Below are 19121 nucleotides of genomic sequence, written 5' to 3' on the forward strand. Positions count from 1 at the left end.
TTGAGGCTTATATCACGGCTAAGCATGTCTATTGGGTTGAGTTCTGCTCAGCCCAAGCGGGGATTTGTTAGCCTTAAAACCGCCGATTCTGCTATGATCCCATCCCTTTCTGTCGACTTGTTTGGATATTGCGCAAAGATGAAACTCAATCCCGCCCAAAACGATGCTGTTCATTATGTTTCAGGCCCTTGCCTAGTATTGGCGGGTGCGGGCAGTGGTAAGACGCGCGTAATTATCAATAAAATCGGTTACTTGGTCGAAAAATGCGGCTATAAGGCACGCAATATTGCGGCGGTGACCTTCACCAACAAGGCTGCCCGTGAGATGAAAGAGCGGGTCGCTCAGTCCATGGGACGCAAAGAGGCCAGAGGCCTGTGGATTTCAACCTTCCACACCTTAGGGCTTGAAATCATTAAGCGTGAGCATAAGGTCTTAGGTTTAAAGCCGGGATTTTCGCTGTTTGATGATCAAGATACCTTGGCACTGCTCAAAGAGTTAACCCAAGACGAATTAGATGAAGATAAAGATTTACTCAAAGCGCTCGCCAGTACGATTTCAAACTGGAAGGGCGGCTTAATTATTCCCGAGCATGCGCGCAAAATCGCTAAAGATGAGCAGCAACATTTATTTGCCATGTTGTATCAGCGTTATGCCCAGCACATGAAAGCCTATAACGCCTTAGATTTTGACGATTTAATCCTGATGCCAACCTTATTGTTGCGGCATCATGAAGAAGTGCGTACCCGCTGGCAAACCAAGATCCAATACTTGCTGGTGGATGAATATCAAGATACCAATACCAGCCAATATGAAATGGTAAAGCTGTTAGTGGGTGATCGGGCGCGCTTTACCGTAGTGGGTGACGACGATCAGTCCATCTATTCATGGCGCGGTGCTAAACCACAAAACTTAGTGTTATTGGGTACGGATTTTCCGCAGCTTAAGTTAATTAAACTCGAGCAGAATTACCGTTCTAGTCAACGGATCCTGCGGGCTGCCAACATTCTTATTGCGAACAATCCCCATGTTTACGATAAAGCGCTCTTTAGTGAGCTTGCCTATGGGGAGCCGCTGCGGGTGCTATTTGCCGCCAACGAGGAGCAAGAGGCTGAACGTGTGGTCGCGGAAATAGTGCGACACAAGTTTGTTGGCCGTACTCAGTTTGGCGACTATGCGATTCTGTATCGCGGCAACCATCAATCGCGGTTACTCGAGCGCGCGCTGATGACGAACCGCATTCCTTACAAATTGAGTGGTGGCACGTCATTCTTCGCCCGTGCTGAAATCAAGGACATCATGGGCTATCTAAAGCTGGTGGTGAATCCCGATGATGATAATGCTTTCCTGCGCATCGTTAACTTGCCTAAACGTGGCATAGGCCCATCGACTTTAGAGCGCTTAGGTAATTTCGCTAATGAGAAGCATATTTCTATGTTTGCGGCGATTTTTGAGCCGGAACTCAATCATCATTTGCCGCCGGCGGCCATGTCATCCCTGTATCAATTTGGTCGTTTCATCGTCGAGACCGGGGATCATGCAGAGCGTGGTGAACCTGTCGAGGCAGTGAAGCATTTGATCCGTAAGATCAATTATGAAGATTATCTATACGAAACCAGCACGAGTGCCAAAGCCGCTGAAATGCGGATGAAGAATATCTCAGAGCTTTATCGTTGGGTAACTGAGATGCTCGCAGGTGATGAATTAGATGAGCCAATGACCTTGCCTGAGGTTGTGACTCGACTGACGCTCAGAGACATGATGGAGCGCAATAGCGAGGATGAAGGCGGCGATCAGGTGCAGTTGATGACCTTGCATGCTTCTAAGGGCTTAGAGTTCCCGTTTGTGTTTATGGTGGGAGTGGAGGAGCGGATCTTGCCCCATCAAACCAGCATAGATGAAGACAATGTCGATGAAGAGCGTCGCTTAGCCTACGTGGGCATCACTCGGGCCCAGCGAGAACTGTGGTTTACCCTCTGCCGTGAAAGGCGTCAATTTGGTGAAACCATGCGTTGTGAGCCGAGCCGTTTCTTGCTTGAGTTACCTCAAGATGATGTGGTATGGGAAAATCGTAAACCACAGCAAACGGAGCAGGAGCGGATGCAGACTGGGCGAGCCAATATTTCTAGCTTAAGGGATATGTTTAAAAAATAACGAGCGTTTCGCTTAATATGTTTTTAAATTAATTACTTATATTTTATCTAGGCATATTCGAGCTGAGTACAGATCTGTGGTTGAGTGTCACTTAAGGTAAAAGTGTCGGCTAAAGCGACCCCTTGACCCAGTTGATAACCCAGTTCACTGAAAATCCGTTTTTGTTCAGGGCTATTAATGCCATCAACAAAGGTTTGCAGTTCTAAGGTTGATGCCGTTTTTTGATAAGCGGACATTAATTTAAGCTGCTGTTCAGCGTGTATCTGTTTAGTGAGATTGGCGTCGAGCTTTAAGCCTTTAATCGGCAAAAACAATAGGCTATTTAATGCGCTATAGCCGCTACCGTAATGGCTGATACCGAGTTTCACCCCGAGTTTCTGCAATAACTCAAAGCCATTGATATGGTTTTCAGTCTCTTGCACTAGGGCTTTTTCATTAAAGAATAACCACAAATGGCTCAGGTTTAACTGGGTCTGCTTGAGGGTGTTTTTCAAACTGCGCAGTACGTGCTTATGCTTGAGATGTTGACTCGAAAGCATCACATGTAACTCAATAGATTCATCATATTGCTTGAGCAGTTCAGCATAAGTGCGATCTATGACGCTGATCGTATATTTATCGAGTTCAACGGTAAGATGGGATTGTTCGGCAAGCGCACTGAGTTGTTCTTGTTGTAAAAGTCCACGTAGTGGGTGTTGCCAGAACAGACGGCTTTCTAATGCATGCACTTGACCAGTGTTAAAATCGACGACAGGTAAATAACTGAGTTCGATTTCGGCATGGTGTAATGCATGCCTAAATTCAGTCTCTAACTCGACATCCTGTATAGCTTGATGTTGGGCGTTATCATCAAAAATAACATAGCAGCCCTTACCGTTGGCTTTCGCTTGATACATGGCCGTATCCGCGTTGCGCAACATAGATTCACTGGTATCGACTTTATGCTTACCACTGATGGTGATACCGATACTGGCGCCAGAGTTAAATTCCATCGTGCCGAGTCGATAGGGCTGGGATATTTTTTGAATCACTCTTTCTGATACGTCTCTTGCGTCGTTGATGTTGTTAATACTATCGAGCAGGATGACGAACTCATCGCCACCCAGGCGCGCTAACGTGTCGTTATCACGAATGCAGGACTTGAGGCGGCTTGCAGTCTCAATTAAGAATTTATCGCCTTCTAAGTGCCCCATAGTGTCGTTAATCTGTTTGAAGCGGTCGAGATCGATAAAGAGCAGGGCAAACTGTTCTAAGCTATGGCGACGGACGTGCTTAATGGCTTGAGATAAGCGTTCCATAAACATAGCGCGGTTAGGTAAGCCTGTGAGCGCATCATGTTTAGCGTCGTGAACTAACTTAGCTTCCATACTGCGGCGTTGTTGAATTTCTTTCTCAAGGTTTTGATTAAGTTCGGCTAACGCTTTAGTGCGATCGATGACTTTTTCTTCTAGCTCTTCATAACTGCGTTGCAAGGACTCTGCGGACAGTTTCTTCTCAATAGCAGAACCAATGTGTTGCGAGACAAATGTCAGTAATTCTAAGTCTTTGACTTGGTAATTTTGCGTCATGCTAAAACTGTAAATCGTCAAGGCACCACGTACTTGATCATGGATAAAGAGGGGGATGCCAATCCATTGATGCATAGTCTGAGTATGATTTAATTCTGGCGCTTGGGAATACAGTTCGCCAGAGGCAATTAACGCATTAATACTATTTTGATCTAACAGTAGTGGGCGCTTATGTTTGAGTACATATTCGGTTAAGCCATCCTGTAGCGGCCGAGTTCCTGGATGCTTATTGGCTAGTTGCGAGACATAAAAGGGGAACGTGAGATGAGTTTCTGTGTCATCCAAAAGCGCGATATAGCAATTGTTGGCGGGAATGAGGTGTCGAATGACATTATGTAATTGGGCATAAAAGTCTGGGTTGTCGGCACTGGAACTGGCTAGTTCAGCAATTTCGAACAGTGATTTTTGTAAGCGCTCAGCTCTGCGTCTTTCATAGACTTCTAGTTTTAATTTGTCGTAGGCTTGGCTGAGTTCTCTAGTTCTTTGCTGAATGGCTTGTTCTAATTGTTCTTGATGTTTGAGCCGTTCCATTACTCCTGAGATATGGTGGCAAATGAAGGTCATCAACTCGAGTTCGATTTCACCATAGTTGACATTTGTGTCGTAGGTTTGCACGACTAACACGCCGGTCACTATGTCATCGTGTTTGATGGGCACGCCAAGCCATAAATGGCAGGGAGAACCTAAGTTAACAATTTCCTCTGCGGCAATCAGTTCATTGACTTTGTCATCATCACATAACAAAGCCTTACCCGTTCTGAGAACGTAGCCCGTTAATCCCTGCTGTAGTAATGTTGATAAGGATTGTTCAGGATAAAGTTCTGCAGGATGCGCGTCTTTCTCGTCGGCGAAAAAAGGGATAGCAAGCTCGCCAGTGCTGACATCGAGGGTTGAAATAAAAAAATTATCAGCGGGAATGAGTTGTTTTAGGTGGCTATGCACGCCGACATAGAATTCTTCGAGTGAAGAAGCATGGGTCGCAATATTGGAAATTTCGAGTAATGCGTTTTGAATGATCTCAGCATGCTTGTACTTATGCGCTAATTGTTTTAAGCGAATAATTTTTTTGCGTAAGCGTTCAGCTTCATTTATACGAGGCTGGCCAGTTTCATCTTCATCCTTAAACATGATACTCACTAGTTAAATATAGGGTTGTTTTTACCAATCTCTATAATTAGCATGAAATACTGTAACATCCAAGTCATATTTTGGCTGCATTTTGCTTTAAAAGTCAGCTAATGTGATAAAACTTGAGCAGTCAGTAAAAAAAGTGCAAAACAGCTATAGACTCAAAGGGGATTTGACCCTAGTATATGCGGCGCTAACCAAGGCGAGCGCCCATAGCTCAGCTGGATAGAGCGCACCCCTCCGGAGGGTGAGGCCGAAGGTTCGAATCCTTTTGGGCGCACCAATTCCGAATAGAGTTGTGAGCTTTTAGGTTAGCAAGATAAGTGAAAGTCAGTGGTGATTGTAGCTCAGTTGGTAGAGTCCCGGATTGTGATTCCGGTTGTCGTGGGTTCGAGCCCCATCAGTCACCCCATTTCGTTTACTTTGATATAAAGATTAATATTCTCGGTGATTAGCGCAGCCCGGTAGCGCATCTGGTTTGGGACCAGAGGGTCAGAGGTTCGAATCCTCTATCACCGACCAAATTCTTCGCATAGCTAGCGAGCTTAATGTAAGTTAAGCAAATAGTTAAAATTTTACGGTGATTAGCGCAGCCCGGTAGCGCATCTGGTTTGGGACCAGAGGGTCAGAGGTTCGAATCCTCTATCACCGACCAAATAAGTAAAAAAGCCTCAGCATTCTTAATGAATTCACTGGGGCTTTTTTGCATCTGCGATTTACTTGTCTTGATTGGTATTAGAAGCCTTATTGCCAGAAAGCAGAGATCGAATCCTCGCGCTTTCAACGTATCGACCAAATTCAACGCATCGAACAGATAAGTAGAAACGTCTCAGCATTCTTAATCAATACACAGGGACTTTTTGCCACTTGTGCAATGTAGCTTCATATAGAAATTGTTTATGCGTTTGCTTAAACTCTATGTAGGCAATACAGATGTGCAACGGTATCGATATAGGCATTCTGTCGTTAGAAAAGTAAAAAGCTCCTTACGGAGCTTTTTGTTTTTAATATCACTTCTTAATTCGGCTTAATCAAGACTCACCGGAGGGGCGATAAAGCCCTGATAGGCATCAGTTCTAAGCTCGTTAAAGCGCTCTAGCTGAGCTTTTTCTTGAATACCCGTCACTATGACTTGAATATCTAATCCTTTCGCTACGTTGATTAGCGCGCGGCAGAGCTCACTATTATGGTGTGTCTCATCATAGTAGGCGAAGGATTGATCGAGTTTCACATAACTCGGTCTTAATTCCTGTAGATAAGACATAGAGCCAAACTGACGGCCAAAGTGGTCAATGCCGAACTTAGCGCCATTATCACGAATAATGTTACATAAGTGCTGACACGACTTAAGATCGCTATAAACGCCCGCCTCAGGGATTTCGAAGCAGATCCGCTCAATAAATGTAGCATTACGTAAGAAGTGATTGAGCCACTCATGGAACTGAGGATCGTTAATGCTTTGGTGGGTTAAGTTAATCGCGAGCGGTTCATAGCTACGCTCTAGTAGTTTTTGCTCGTAGACGGTTTCAATTAAGCATTTATCGAGCAAGGCACCGAGAGATAAGAGCTCGATATAAGGCATAAATTGCCCTGCATGGGCGAGTTGATCGCCGAGCTCTAATTGGCAATATAATTCCCGCTGCGCTATACCATCCCCATCGCAAAACTGGATAGGCTGCCATCTAAATTTAAACTTCTTATTACTGATGGCATGGCTAAGGTTATCCCGCCACTGTTCACGGGTGAATAGTTGCTGCTCTGTGGTTTCAAACCAATGGAAAGTTTTATTTTCTTGTAACGCTTTTTGAAGGGCGTTGTCGGCTTGGGCCAAAATATCTGACACATTCATTTGCCCAATACGCTCCGCAATACCAATAGCAAAGTCTTCATTAGGCTTACAGCCTGCCTTTGACATTTCTTGGTTGATGGTGCGGATAAGCGTTTGTAAATATTTGCTGATTTGATCGTGTTCAACATCAGTCACTAAAAATGCAAATTCATAGGCGGCAATGCGGCCTATAACAGACGGTGTTATTTCGTTTAACTGCAGCTGAAACTTTTCTGCCAAGATCCGTATGGTTTCATCTCGAACTTGGTAGCCATATTTGCTGTGCACTTCTTCGAGCCAGTCGAGTTTAGCCAGGAATAACGCGCCGCTGCTAGGTTCACTCAACCAACCATTTAAACGGCTTACCACATATTGGCGGTTAGGCAGGCCTGACGCAGGATCGACAAGATTCTTCTTACGTAACGCGCCGACTTCTTCGTCGAGGGAATGGAATACTTGCTTTAACTGCGCCGACATACTGTTAAATGCGGTCACTAAGTCTTTCAATTCAGTGGTCTTAGGTAATGCCATGTCTGGGCCAAATTGGCGTGCCGCAATACTTTTCGCGTGTTCCGACAAAGTGTGTAAAGGTTTCAATATCCACGTTAAACCAATTCTTGCGGTAAAAATGGCGACGAGGAAAAGTAGAGAGAAGGCAATGATTGTATTGGACATGATTCGCCACAGCTCATGGTAACCAAACCCAGGATGAGCGGTGATCTCAAGTTGCGCGAGTTGCAACCAGCCAGAAGTAATAGTGCTTTGTTTTTTGATGGTTTTAAATAGATTTAAATTGATAAACCATTGAGGTACATCTTCAATTCTTAAAGGGTTATTCCACTCTTGTTGCTTACCATCCACCATCCATGTCAGCTTTACATTTTGATAATAGCCACCTTCAAAGATGACATTCACTAAGGTTTCTGCCGCTGCGGTATCGCCAGCTTGAAGTGCTGGAGTAAGCATTAGACCAAGTGAAGTGCTGGCATTGTTTAGATCTGACTCCATTTGCTTGGTCAAAAAGCTTTGAGTCTCAGTAAATTGCACATAGCCAAGGCTTGCAACTACGAGCAAAAATAGGCTAAAAAGCAGCGAATAAATCTGTCTAAACAGTGTCATTTTTGGTGCTACTCCAGTTTTAATTTTGGTTGTCTAAGGCGGTCAACACCTAATCTATGGTTAAGATCGTTCCATTTTTCTAGCCGTGTTGACGAACCTGCTAGTACACCTCGACCTTGCTCTTTATTGAGCCATAACTGTTTACCGTTAAAGCTATAAACAGGTAGTAGATCTTTTCTTTTGGTGGCGGGCTTTATTTCATGATCAAGATTATCGAGAACTAAGGGGATCGATGCTGGTGTCTCATAGTAAGCCAATACCATGTGGTATTGATTTACCGTAGTCGCTTTAACCATAGTGATCCGCATCTTGTTCTCTTGCACGCCAAGTTGGAGCAAGGTGAAGTATTTAGCGATCGAAAAATCTTCGCAGTCACCACCATTCACGCCAATAAACTCCATCGGCGTTGCCCAATAATTTGACTCACCCCATAATTTACTGTCATCAATAAAGCGGAATAAGTTAAAAAAGTTATTTACTTTCAATAGCTTTTCTTTTTCATCTAGCGTACTTGCTTCCGATAACACTTTGAACCAAGCCCTAGCTCGCATCCCTGCACGCTCACCATAATGTTTTTCAAGGGTTGAAGTGATCTTCCCTTCATCAAGGTTTTGTGTGGGGGCAGCATATAGGCAGCATATGCCTAAGGCTGACGCTATGAGGCTAAAGCGGCAGACTCGCAATAATGAATGTTTATAACCAAGTCTGCCGTTCATAACCTAATGTGTGAGTCCTTTATTTTGTGTTGTCATCGACCGAGTAAATCGTCCATTTCATGTCTGTGGCCGTATCATCACCGGTCACTTCAGCCACGACACGGCGGTTACGAATTTCAGCCTCTGGAGTACGTTCTAAAACCACTGGATTACTAGAACCATAGCCTTTAGCTGTGAGCCGGTTTCTATCGATACCAAATCTTTCTGCTAGCACTGCTGTCACTGCATCGGCACGTTCTTGGGACAATACTAAGTTGCGCTCATCGGTTCCCGTGCGGCTAGTGTGCCCTTCAATTGTCACTTTAGTCGTTGGGTATTGTTGTAAAAATACAGCGACTTCCTCAATTTGAGGATAGTACTCTGGTGCAATATAAGCAGAGTCATTTGGGAATAAAATGCTTAACTCTTTACGCTCGTTAATCGCTTTGATTTTGCCACAGCCATAGTTGTCAGTGCCGGCACCTTGTGCGGTATCATTACAGCGTTCACGGGCCTCAATAACACCATCTCCATCTTTATCTGATAGATCATAGGCTTGAGTTGTGGTCATTTCGTCAATATTAACTGTATCGCGCATTGAACAACCAGCTAAAAGAGTGACACCGAGAAAAAATGTGATTGTTTTCATTAGTTAGCTCCCCCTTCATAGTTACGTTCTCCACGCCATGCATCGGGTCTTGTGACTTTGAGAGAGTCTAATAAGCGTCCGGTGGAGTTGAGCACGCGATACTTAGCAATGATTTCATCATATTCGGCCTGTAAGTAGTCTTTACGTGCCTCAAAGAGCTCATTCTCAGTATCCAATAAGTCGAGTAGGCTGCGTTGGCCTAAGTTGAACTGTTGCGCATAGGCTGTTTGGGTATCCTTTGCGGCCACAACATGATCTCGAATGTATTGTTTTTGCGGCGCTAGCATTTCAAAAGCGTTCCAAGCCAGGTTGACGCCTTCAACGACTTCACGCTGCGCCCGTTGACGGATTTCTTTGGCTTCACCAAGTTTGTAGGCCGTTTCTTTCTCGCGGGCAAGATCTTTACCGCCAGAAAATAAGTTATATCTCACCCGAACCATAGCGACGAGGTCATTATTATAACCGCCCACATCACTGCGTAAAGCACCTAAACCTGAGACACCATCTTCACCACCGATATCATTATTCCAGTTACCATTCAGTTCTAAGGAAACCTGAGGATAGTAATTAGCTTGAACTGATGAACGTTCATTCTCTGCGGCGCGAATATCATTTGTTGCAGATTTAAGAATTGGGTGGTTCTCTTGTGCATCAGATAAGCCTGAGCTGAGATCTTTAGGTAACATATCGGCATCTGGAACAGGTTGAATCAAATCAACGGGGTCTGACTCAACTACTCTGATGTATTGTGCTTTTGCATCAAGTAAATTGTTACGAGCAGAAATCACATTGGCATTGGCCCGCGCTAAGCGTCCCGTGATTTGGGAGAGATCCGCGATTGAACCTAAACCTGAATCAGTACGTTGTTTGATCTGGTCATAAATATCTTTATGGCTGTTAAGGTTCTTCTCGGCTAATTTCAACACCTGATCGGTGCGTAAATAGTTGAGGTAGACCTTACTGACATCGAGTGCCATATCTTCAGCTGCAGCAAGCAGTGCCCATTGGTCTGCACTGGCTTCAAAGCTATAACGATCAACTTCACTGCTAGTATAGAAACCATCGAAAAGCATTTGCTTTAAGCTAACACCAAACTCTCCGCGGTTTAATTCTGCCACTCCTTTGCTATCAACTTCACCGACGTTAGGTCGTCTACGGGTCGACACACTGTCTGTCTGTTCGTAACCGTAGCCACCAGTGACATCAATCGTCGGCATATAGCCTGCGATTGCTTGATTAACTTGTTCTTCACGCGCTTTAAAGCGGTTAAAGGCAACCCGTAAATCAGGGTTTGTATCAAGCGTATGTGCAACGGCTTGTTCTAACGTCTGGCTTTGAGCCGATAAAGGTAACAGGATCAATGACAGCACTATGGCTATCTTTGAACATTGAAATTGTCGTCTTGCTGAAGTCTTCATGATCAACCTCCCGGTTTATAAAAAAAAGGCTTAGTGCTCTCTTAGCGCTGTGTCCTTAGCCCTTAAAATTGGATTTAAAATGTACTCAAGTATGGATCTTTGCCCCGTGATAACGTCAACCGAAGTTAACATTCCCGGGATAATTGGCATCTGTGTGCCATCGTTTTTGGTTAAACTGGATTCTGCGGTTCTGACTCGGATGAGATAATAGCTATTGCCTTCTTCATCTTGGGATGTGTCGGCACTGATATGTTCAACTGTCCCTTTAAGGCCGCCATAGCGAGTAAAGTCATAGGCGGTAATCTTTACCACTGCGGGTAATCCTGGGTGTAAGAAGGCGATATCTTTAGGCAAGATTTTGGTTTCAATCAGTAACTGATCTTCCGATGGCACTATCTCGATAATATCGACTCCAGGTTGCACAACGCCGCCGAGTGTATTGATGTGAGTGGTTTTAATGGTGCCATTGACTGGTGAGGTGATAATTGCTTTGCTGACTTTATCTTGTGCGCCCACCTGTGCTTCATTCATGCGAGAAAGGCGGGTTTGGGTTTCATTGAGCTGTGCGCGTAGATCGGCGGCATAGACGAATACGGCTTCACGGCGTTTTAAGATGGCTTCATCCATCGCCGCTTTGACTTTAGGGCGCAGTAAGCGCATTGAATTCAATTCGCCTTGCAAATCGTTCACCGTGCGTTCGAGTTTGAGTAATTCAACTTCAGGAACGATACCTTTTTTAGCTAAAGGCCGAGTGAGTTCAAGCTCACGGGAGATCAGCTGCATACTGGTGGTTAATGTCGTTGTTTTGGACGCGAGATCATCAATTTCTTGTTGTCTTTGTTGAATTTGACGTACCAAGATCTCAAGCTGGTTACTTAAGTTATCTAAGCGTCCGTTGTATTCCTCTTGTTGTCTTTTAACTAAGGCTGGTTCCGCAGTAATAATATTCTCCGGGAATACCAATGCCTTTTTAGTAATGAGTACTTGCTCGCGCCAGTCAGAAGTCATGTCTGATATGAGGATACTGTCGAGTTCGGCGCGCATACGAATAGCATTGGTTTTTAAGCCAAAAACTTCTTGCTCTTGTTGAGCATAGTCGGAGCGGAAGCGAGTATCATCAATACGTACTAAAGGTTGCCCTTTAATCACCATTTCGCCTTCCTGAACGTAGAGTTCTTGCATTATGCCGCCATCTAAACTCTGGATGACTTGGACTTGTGATGAGGGGATGACTTTCCCCGTCCCAGTGGTGACCTTGTCTAATTTAGCAAAACCTGCCCACAGTAAAAAACACACAACCATAGCTGCAAGTGCCCATATGATTAACCTGTGTCCGCTGGGAGCGTCCGTCATCATGGCGCCGTAGACATCATCAACCATGTCTAAGTCATTTGCGGTTAAATTTTTACTCATCTTTTAGCTTCTCCATTCACGAGGCCAAAATTGAGTTTTTCTAACACTTCTGCCTTGGGACCATCGGCGACCACATGGCCGCGTTCGAGTACGATAATACGGTCAACAAGCTGCAGTAGATGCATCTTATGGGTAATAAGAATCAAGGTTCTGTCTTTGCTGACATTCTGCATTGAGCGAATAAATTGTTGTTCTGCGCGCGCATCCAAGCTGGCGGTGGGCTCATCCATTAGTAGCACTGGTGGATCATTGAGTGTGGCACGCGCAAGGGCAACGGTTTGCCTTTGTCCGCGACTGAGTGACATACCACCTTCACCGACCTGCTGATCTAACCCCTCAGCTTCTAGGTTGGTAAATTGACTCACTCCAGAAAGCTGTACGGCACGGATTAATTGGTGCTCAGTGACTTGGCGGGTACCAAATAAAATATTGTCCCGAATCGAACCGTGGAACAGGGTGACATCTTGGGGTAAATAACCAAAGTTACGGCGTAAATCACTCGGATGGATTTGTGCCGAGTCTAAACCGTCATAGCGCAAGCTTCCTGCTGTAGGTTGAAATAGTCCAACCAGTAGCTTGGCAAGGGTACTTTTACCTGAACCATTGCGGCCAATAATCGCAATACGCTCGCCGGGATTAATCGTCAATGACATAGGATGAAGTACAGGTTTTTCTGAACCTGGGTAACCAAAACCGACATGATCAGCATTGATTTTGCCTATCAGCCTTTGTTTGCTAACCAAATGCCCTTTATTTTCAAACTCATCTTCTTGAGTCATAATTTCATTAAGCTGACGCAGTGCGCTGGCAGTGTGATTTGCTCTGGTCATCAGGCCCGCAAGCTGCGCCATAGGTGAAATAGCACGGCTCGATAACATAACGGCTGCAATAATTCCGCCCATCGATATCGCATTATCGGCCACGCGATAAACGCCCAAAATCACCACACAAACAACGGTAAATTGCACTGTGAAGTTAGCCACGTTCGAGACTGAGTTAGATAGCTTTTTTGACCTTAATTGCCAGTTGGCACTGTGGCCTATCATTTGTTGCCAGCTTTTTTGTACTATCCCTTCGGCACCATTGGCTTTGATTGACTCTAGTGCCGATAAACTCTCGATTAAATGCCCATGTTTCAAGCTTGAAAATTTATTGCCTTCTTCGATAGCGGCTTTGAGTTTAGGTTGGATATAAAGTGTAAAGCCAATAATGATGGCGCCACCGATCACTGGGACAATCGCGAGATCGCCAGCAACGATGTAGATAATAATTAAGAAAAATACCGCAAAGGGCAGATCGACTAAGGTTGTGATCGTCGCCGAGGTTAAAATTTCACGGATGTTATCGAATTCGCCTAATTGTTTTGCCATACCGCCAATACTGGGGGAGCGTTTTTCTAAGGGGATACCAATCGCTTTTGCGAATAGGCGAGAAGACACTATGATATCTACTTTTTTACCTGCTACATCAATCAGGTAGCTTCTGAGCTGCCGCATGACAAGATCAAACAGATAAGCAATAGAAGCGCCAATCGCTAACACCCACAGGGATTCAAAGGCAAGATTGGGCACGACTTTGTCATACACATTCATGATAAATAAAGGTGAAACTAAGGCGAACAAATTCACTAATACAGAAGCGATTAATGCATCGCGATAAATGGGTGCAGAATCTTTTAAGGTTTGGACTAGCCAGTGGGTTTTATTATCGTGTAGATAAACATCAAAGCCCATGTCACCACGGTATTCTTGTTTAACTAAGAATAAATATCCTACATATAAGGCTTCGAGCGACTCAATGGTCAGCGTCTCTTCACCACCCGTCTCGGGTAATTGAATAATCGCTTTATCGGACTCAACATCAAGTTCACGCAATATGCAGGCTTTCTTGTCTTTTAATAACAAAATACAGGGAAGCAATATGGGTGATACTTCGTTTAAGCCTTTTCGAGATAACTTCGCCGCTAGGCCAGCCCTCGACGCGGCCTGAGGTAATAAATCGGGTGTTAATACCGCACCTGACAAAGGTAAACCTGCCGCAAGCGAGTCGCTCGAGCACGGGTTGCCAAAATGCTCAGTGAGTAACACTAAACAATCCAGCAGCGGATCCACTAAGACTCTTTGCGAGGCTGAAATGGTCCATTGGTCAATTTTTTCAGAAGCTGCAGCTGACACCTAATTACTTATCCTTTGGATTTTTATATGGTTATGGCAAGTATCGGTCATGATGGCCTATATTTCTATAGGCCATCTGAACTGATTTTATTTAAGGAATAATATTATGGTGTGGATTAGTATCCAGTGGCGCGATTCCTTGTGCAGGTTCTGGTGTGACAGGCTGAGAGTCAATGATTAGCGGACCATCATTATTACTACCCAGTAAGCCATTAATTATACCAGCATCGTTAGTGCTTCCATATTCGTCGAACAAATTAACACCATCAAGGATGATATGTTGTTCAAAGACACCGTCTTGATTGGCATCAATATCGATCACTGTAGAGCCACTACTGTTAAGGCTGAAATTCAAATAGCTGTCTAGCGTGTTGGTATTTTCACCTTGAAGTAGATCGCGTAAATCCAATTTATCTTCATGGATATTAAAGTCAGTGATATGGTCTGTTCCTGACTCGCCAGCCTGCCAGACGAAAGTATCAGCACCAGTCCCTCCCGTTAGTTTATCGTTTCCTAGGCCACCAATAATAGTATCGTTACCAGCACCACCAAATATAAGATCATTACCATTACCGCCGTAAAGCTGATCATTCCCACCTTGCCCATAAAGTATGTCATTACCTTGTCCACCGATAAGAACATCTGCCTTATCGCTGGCACCAGATTGGTCAAAATCAGATGCATGCTCAGTAATATATCTATGTACTTGGGCATCGGTTACTGCAGCTACCCCTAGCTGATCAGCAACATAATCTTTGATGGCAACATAACCTTGGCCACTGATACCGTTAAAGTTGATGGCATCACCAAAGAGTATATCGTCGCCGTTACCACCGTTGATGGTATCAGATCCTGGCAGTTGGGTAATTGGAGTACCAATGATCGCATCTGCTAAATCCTCAGCGTTGATGTTAGTCAGAACATTACCGTCAGAGTCAAATGGCTTAAGATCTTCACTATCCAGTGATGGGCCTATCCCAATGGCCTGAACAATCACTCCTAGCGTTGATAGGAAAGCAAATCCTTGCTGGGAATTCGCATTCGTTCCGGTGCCGTTTGTACCCAAGTTGGCAAATTGGAAACCTCCATTACCATCCGGGCGCATAAGGCCAACTGAACTTGAGCTCCAACTATTATTGCTATTTTGGGTCCATTTTAATACTTCACCGTACTGGTTGATGATCGTACGTCCATCCTGGCTATATGTATTGCCAAATACATAACCGTTTTGGATGATACTGGATAGGTAAATACTGTTGTTTGCTCCGCGTGGGTTATAAACCTCAGGGTTTTGGCCCTCATTGTAGTTGTACTCATTAGCTTGGCCATCGGTAATAAAGTAAGCTAGATTTGTGGCACTGTTACCGCTGATGCCAGAGAACCAGTTGGCGGTCGTTTTAAATACATCTTCGTAGTTGGTGTTTCCACCTGAACGCATGTCGTCCAATGCATCTTCCAGTATCGACAGGGCATTGGGGTCTTTCATATCGACAGAAACCCAACCTTTAGAAATGCCATCAAAGTCAACCAAGAACACATTTACAGTGCCGCTGCCTTCAGCGGTAGCGCTGTTTTTCAGTGTCGTAAATACCTGTTCAAGTTGCGCTTTCATGCTATTGAGCGCCGTGCTTCCAATACTGCCAGAACTATCAACCATAAAGGCGATATTGTAGTTTTGACCTGGCAAAATAACGCTACCGTCTAAATCGCCGACCACAATGTTGTGCTCATTACCAAAGTTAAGATTTTGATCGCCAGGCTCTCCTTCATGACCACTGAAGTAGCTAAGAATGACGCTATCTGCATCTGTTGCAGTATTGGTCAGGTCTGTACCTGACTCTCTTGATACTGCTTCGACAACGAGGTTGACTTGACCTGCATATTCACCAGGAACCCTTAATGTTAATCCTGTCAGATTGACATCTAAGGATGCACTGTTCCATACGCTGCCATGATTTAGAAGAATATTACCGTCTGCATCTGCAGTCCCCATCAATGTACCGTTACTGCTGTAGAGTAAGGTGCCTTCGGGTAAACCACTGAGCTGAATGCTATCGATGCTTTCGCTACCGTCTCGATCCGCAAGTGACACATTAATTTCGATTGGATAGTCTACAGCTGTAGGCTGTTCTAATGTGAGTTCACCTGTGATTTGATTGATCGCGTATATGCCATCCTTGAATTGCACATACTCAACATCATGCAGGGCCTTAGTAACACCGATACCATTTTCAGTTACAAAGAAGTTGAACCAACGATCATTGCTAGAGTAGCCTGTGCCTTTCTCTATTATGTAGTCGGCTCGGTTGCCAAGAAGTACGGCGATATCAGTTCCTGCACCACCGTAGAGCCCGTCATTACCTAGACCAGCAACAAGAACATCATTTCCTGTTCCGCCATAGAGAGAGTCACCTTGAACGGCATCACTGCCGACGAGTATGTCATCACCATCCATACCGTAGAGTAGATCACCGCCGCCATTTGCGCTGACAAGATGATCGTTCCCTCCAGTACCGAGCAACTGATCTTGTCCGGAAGTATTATCAATAGTACGCGTACCAGTATTAAATGGTGCGGTAGTAAAATCGCCCGTACGGAATTGTTCGGTAGTGATACCTGAAGTCTTAAAGTTACTGTATAGCGGTATGCCATTATCAGTCAGAATAACGTTAACTACAGGCTTATCTGCTATAGGTAAGACAGTGATATCAAGTGCTGCTGTGGAACCAGTATTTGTTGTGTAGGTTACACTTGGCATTTCGCCTGCCCAGTTATCATTTGGAATAAACTGGAATTCACCATTAGCTTGTATTAATAAGCTACCCACGGCCAAGGTAACGGTTTGTCCGGCGTTAAAACTGGTTTGCATACCGTTATACATGACTCTGAAGCTAGTGATGCTCAGATTGCCGAGTTGATCATTGGTAAGAACATTACCCGTTAGCTGATGATCTTCGTCGATGGTATAACGATCGTCAGTCGCATCAATAACGGTAGCATTATCCGTGCCTTCAGCTGATTCATTATTCGCACTATCAGTTTGAGTGGCGGTGACTGAGATTGCCTGACCTGCAGTCGGAGTAGGCTCTGTCCAAGTAATAACACCATTTGTATAGGTGTAACCTGTTGCTAGAGCACCATTACTAAATTTCAGTACGCCATTGTCAAGAATGAGGTCTACTGTACTGCTATTACCTGCATTATCGATTTCTAGATGTACACTGCCGCCAGTATTAAAGTCACTAGCATTAATTTTGACCTGTATTTGAACGCCATTATTACCTATCTCTGTACTCGTCAAATACGCGTCATCATTTACATCATCGATGATGCGTACTTCAGGTGCCGAAGGTGGTGTTGTATCAACATAAACTTGTGGGATAACAGAGAAAGTACCATCTGTATGATCGCCATCTCCATCAGTGGCTCTTACTTTGAAATCAATATCACCATCACTAGGTTGTAACATCTCTTGATATTGATGGAAGTCCCATTGACCTGTACCTGGGGTGAACTCAAGTTTGAATACCAAGTGACCAGCTGCATCGACCCCAATCAGTGTATTTGCCGTTTGGGTTATAGTAATTGCACTGCCTGTTGCCGTGAATAAATTGGTTTCATCACTACCTTGTAAGGTGAGCGAACCTTTACCATCTGCGCCCCAATCAGGGCTAACTGTTCCTGAAGCAAAGGCGATTGCTGGTGGAGTCGTTGTGCCTAAAAACTCAATTGCGGTAACAGTGAAGTCACTATTATCACCGCTACTTGGGCCCTGGCCATTATCAAGGGCTTTGATGACCATAGTGTCAAAACCGCCTTGTAAGGCTTGGAAGTTGGCGGCATAGTCGCCACTGCTGGCATCTGAGCTAAATGTTTGAGTTGCGATAAGTTGGCCATCTCGCCAAAACTCGACGACACCGACTTCTAGTTCGCCACCAAACATGTGGGAAAACTGGATATTTACGCCGTAGGCAATAGTTCCAGGATCGAGAGTAATGATGATTTCTTCAGATGCAGAACTTCCATCTGCAAATTTACGGAAATCGACTTCGTTCGCGAGATTATGATAAGGAGCACCAGCGCTACTAACACCTATCCCACTACCGCTACCAAAGATTGCGGCATCAATTAAATTTGAGTTAGTTGACGAAGTGAATCCTCTTGCACTGATTGTAAATCCATTGAAATCTAATGAATTATTGTTGCCGCTGTAACCAGTGAGTGAGAATGAACCCACCAATGAATCAGGAATACTTGTCGTTGTGGTTTGCACGGCTGCAATTGGTGATATGACTGGAGCATCATCTTCAATGGTGACATTGAAACTTCCAGTTGATGTACCACCATGGCCATCATTAACATTGATGCCAATATTGACTGACAAGGTGTCTTCTGTCTCAGTATCTGGATGATCGACAGGACCTTTAAGCGTGACATCATAGGTCCAATTTCCTGAACTACCAGTAACCGGTGGCGTCAGTGTTGCAGTCATAATTTCGGTATATGAAGCCTCACCTGCAGTACCAATATAACCCGTTAAAGTTTGCGTGACAGGATCCCAACTCCATTGAATTGCTTGGCCACCAGATAATAATCCTGTAGGTCCAGACAGTGACACAGTTAAAGAATCACTATCAACATCTTGGATATTAATCGTACCTGTCGCCGTTGGGCTGTTGGTTGTATCTGTATTTCCTGTTGTGTCAGGTAAACCTAAAGGAGTTAAACCTTCTTCCGAAACTATGGCACTGGTCGTGGTGCCAATCACAGGCACGTCGTTGGTGCCAGTAATGGTGATGGTGACCGTGTGCTCAGTGCCATCGGCACTGAGTATCACAAAGGTTTCGACCTTGGTTTCGCCTTCGGCCAGGTATTGCACGTCGGCGTTATTAACGTTGTAAGTCCAGTTGCCCGTCGCATCAATGGTTAAGCTGCCGAGCGCGCCAACACTTGGGGTGCCGTTGCCCGCTTGGAATAC

At 44.6% G+C, this 19121-nt stretch carries 9 protein-coding genes and 4 tRNA genes; 5 read left to right on the forward strand and 8 right to left on the reverse strand.

The window, feature by feature from the left end:
* The first annotated feature begins 138 nt into the window (after positions 1-138).
* The gene (gene rep, locus FW758_RS14540) at positions 139-2151 is read left to right on the forward strand and encodes a DNA helicase Rep (RefSeq protein ID WP_006084415.1); all 2013 of its coding nucleotides are present in this window, start codon (positions 139-141) and stop codon (positions 2149-2151) included.
* A gap of 47 nt (positions 2152-2198) precedes the next feature.
* On the opposite strand, the gene FW758_RS14545 is transcribed toward rep, so the two are convergent.
* The gene (locus FW758_RS14545; protein ID WP_446445764.1) at positions 2199-4847 is read right to left on the reverse strand and encodes a sensor domain-containing phosphodiesterase; all 2649 of its coding nucleotides are present in this window, start codon (positions 4845-4847) and stop codon (positions 2199-2201) included.
* Between the two features lie 206 nt (positions 4848-5053).
* Here FW758_RS14545 and FW758_RS14550 point away from each other — a divergent pair.
* From FW758_RS14550 to FW758_RS14565, 4 genes are all read left to right on the forward strand, one after another.
* Positions 5054-5130: transfer RNA gene (locus FW758_RS14550), tRNA-Arg, on the forward strand.
* A gap of 53 nt (positions 5131-5183) precedes the next feature.
* A tRNA-His gene (locus FW758_RS14555) sits at positions 5184-5259 on the forward strand.
* Positions 5260-5292: 33 nt separating this feature from the next.
* A tRNA-Pro gene (locus FW758_RS14560) sits at positions 5293-5369 on the forward strand.
* Positions 5370-5425: 56 nt separating this feature from the next.
* Positions 5426-5502, forward strand: a tRNA-Pro gene (locus tag FW758_RS14565).
* Between the two features lie 372 nt (positions 5503-5874).
* Here the strand turns inward: FW758_RS14565 and FW758_RS14570 are convergent.
* The 7 genes from FW758_RS14570 to FW758_RS14600 all read right to left on the reverse strand — a co-directional run.
* Positions 5875-7794, reverse strand: coding sequence for a bifunctional diguanylate cyclase/phosphodiesterase (locus FW758_RS14570; protein ID WP_006083438.1), 1920 nt, complete (start codon positions 7792-7794; stop codon positions 5875-5877).
* Between the two features lie 8 nt (positions 7795-7802).
* Positions 7803-8510 carry a transglutaminase-like cysteine peptidase gene (locus tag FW758_RS14575; RefSeq protein WP_432370437.1) on the reverse strand — a complete coding sequence of 236 codons (708 nt, stop codon included), beginning with the start codon at positions 8508-8510 and terminating at the stop codon, positions 7803-7805.
* 19 nt (positions 8511-8529) lie between these two features.
* Positions 8530-9138, reverse strand: coding sequence for an OmpA family protein (locus tag FW758_RS14580; RefSeq protein WP_446445765.1), 609 nt, complete (start codon positions 9136-9138; stop codon positions 8530-8532).
* A complete protein-coding gene (locus FW758_RS14585; RefSeq protein ID WP_446445766.1) occupies positions 9138-10556 on the reverse strand; it encodes a TolC family outer membrane protein in 1419 nt (472 codons plus the stop codon). The genes FW758_RS14580 and FW758_RS14585 overlap by 1 nt, the downstream gene beginning before the upstream one ends.
* A 30-nt stretch (positions 10557-10586) precedes the next feature.
* The gene (locus FW758_RS14590; protein WP_432331567.1) at positions 10587-11969 is read right to left on the reverse strand and encodes an HlyD family type I secretion periplasmic adaptor subunit; all 1383 of its coding nucleotides are present in this window, start codon (positions 11967-11969) and stop codon (positions 10587-10589) included.
* Positions 11966-14143 carry a type I secretion system permease/ATPase gene (locus FW758_RS14595; RefSeq protein WP_006084409.1) on the reverse strand — a complete coding sequence of 726 codons (2178 nt, stop codon included), beginning with the start codon at positions 14141-14143 and terminating at the stop codon, positions 11966-11968. Before FW758_RS14595 ends, FW758_RS14590 begins: the two co-directional genes overlap by 4 nt.
* 91 nt (positions 14144-14234) lie before the next feature.
* The coding region (locus tag FW758_RS14600) for a VCBS domain-containing protein (protein ID WP_446445767.1) at positions 14235-19121 on the reverse strand (4887 nt) is incomplete at its 5' end.

Source organism: Shewanella sp. 1180_01, assembly GCF_052850535.1.

Bases quoted from the DNA above. Each gene is read 5' to 3' on its own strand.
- rep (WP_006084415.1), top strand. From the start codon at position 139: ATGAAACTCAATCCCGCCCAAAACGATGCTGTTCATTATGTTTCAGGC.
- FW758_RS14545 (WP_446445764.1), bottom strand. From the start codon at position 4,847: ATGTTTAAGGATGAAGATGAAACTGGCCAGCCTCGTATAAATGAAGCT.
- FW758_RS14570 (WP_006083438.1), bottom strand. From the start codon at position 7,794: ATGACACTGTTTAGACAGATTTATTCGCTGCTTTTTAGCCTATTTTTG.
- FW758_RS14575 (WP_432370437.1), bottom strand. From the start codon at position 8,510: ATGAACGGCAGACTTGGTTATAAACATTCATTATTGCGAGTCTGCCGC.
- FW758_RS14580 (WP_446445765.1), bottom strand. From the start codon at position 9,138: ATGAAAACAATCACATTTTTTCTCGGTGTCACTCTTTTAGCTGGTTGT.
- FW758_RS14585 (WP_446445766.1), bottom strand. From the start codon at position 10,556: ATGAAGACTTCAGCAAGACGACAATTTCAATGTTCAAAGATAGCCATA.
- FW758_RS14590 (WP_432331567.1), bottom strand. From the start codon at position 11,969: ATGAGTAAAAATTTAACCGCAAATGACTTAGACATGGTTGATGATGTC.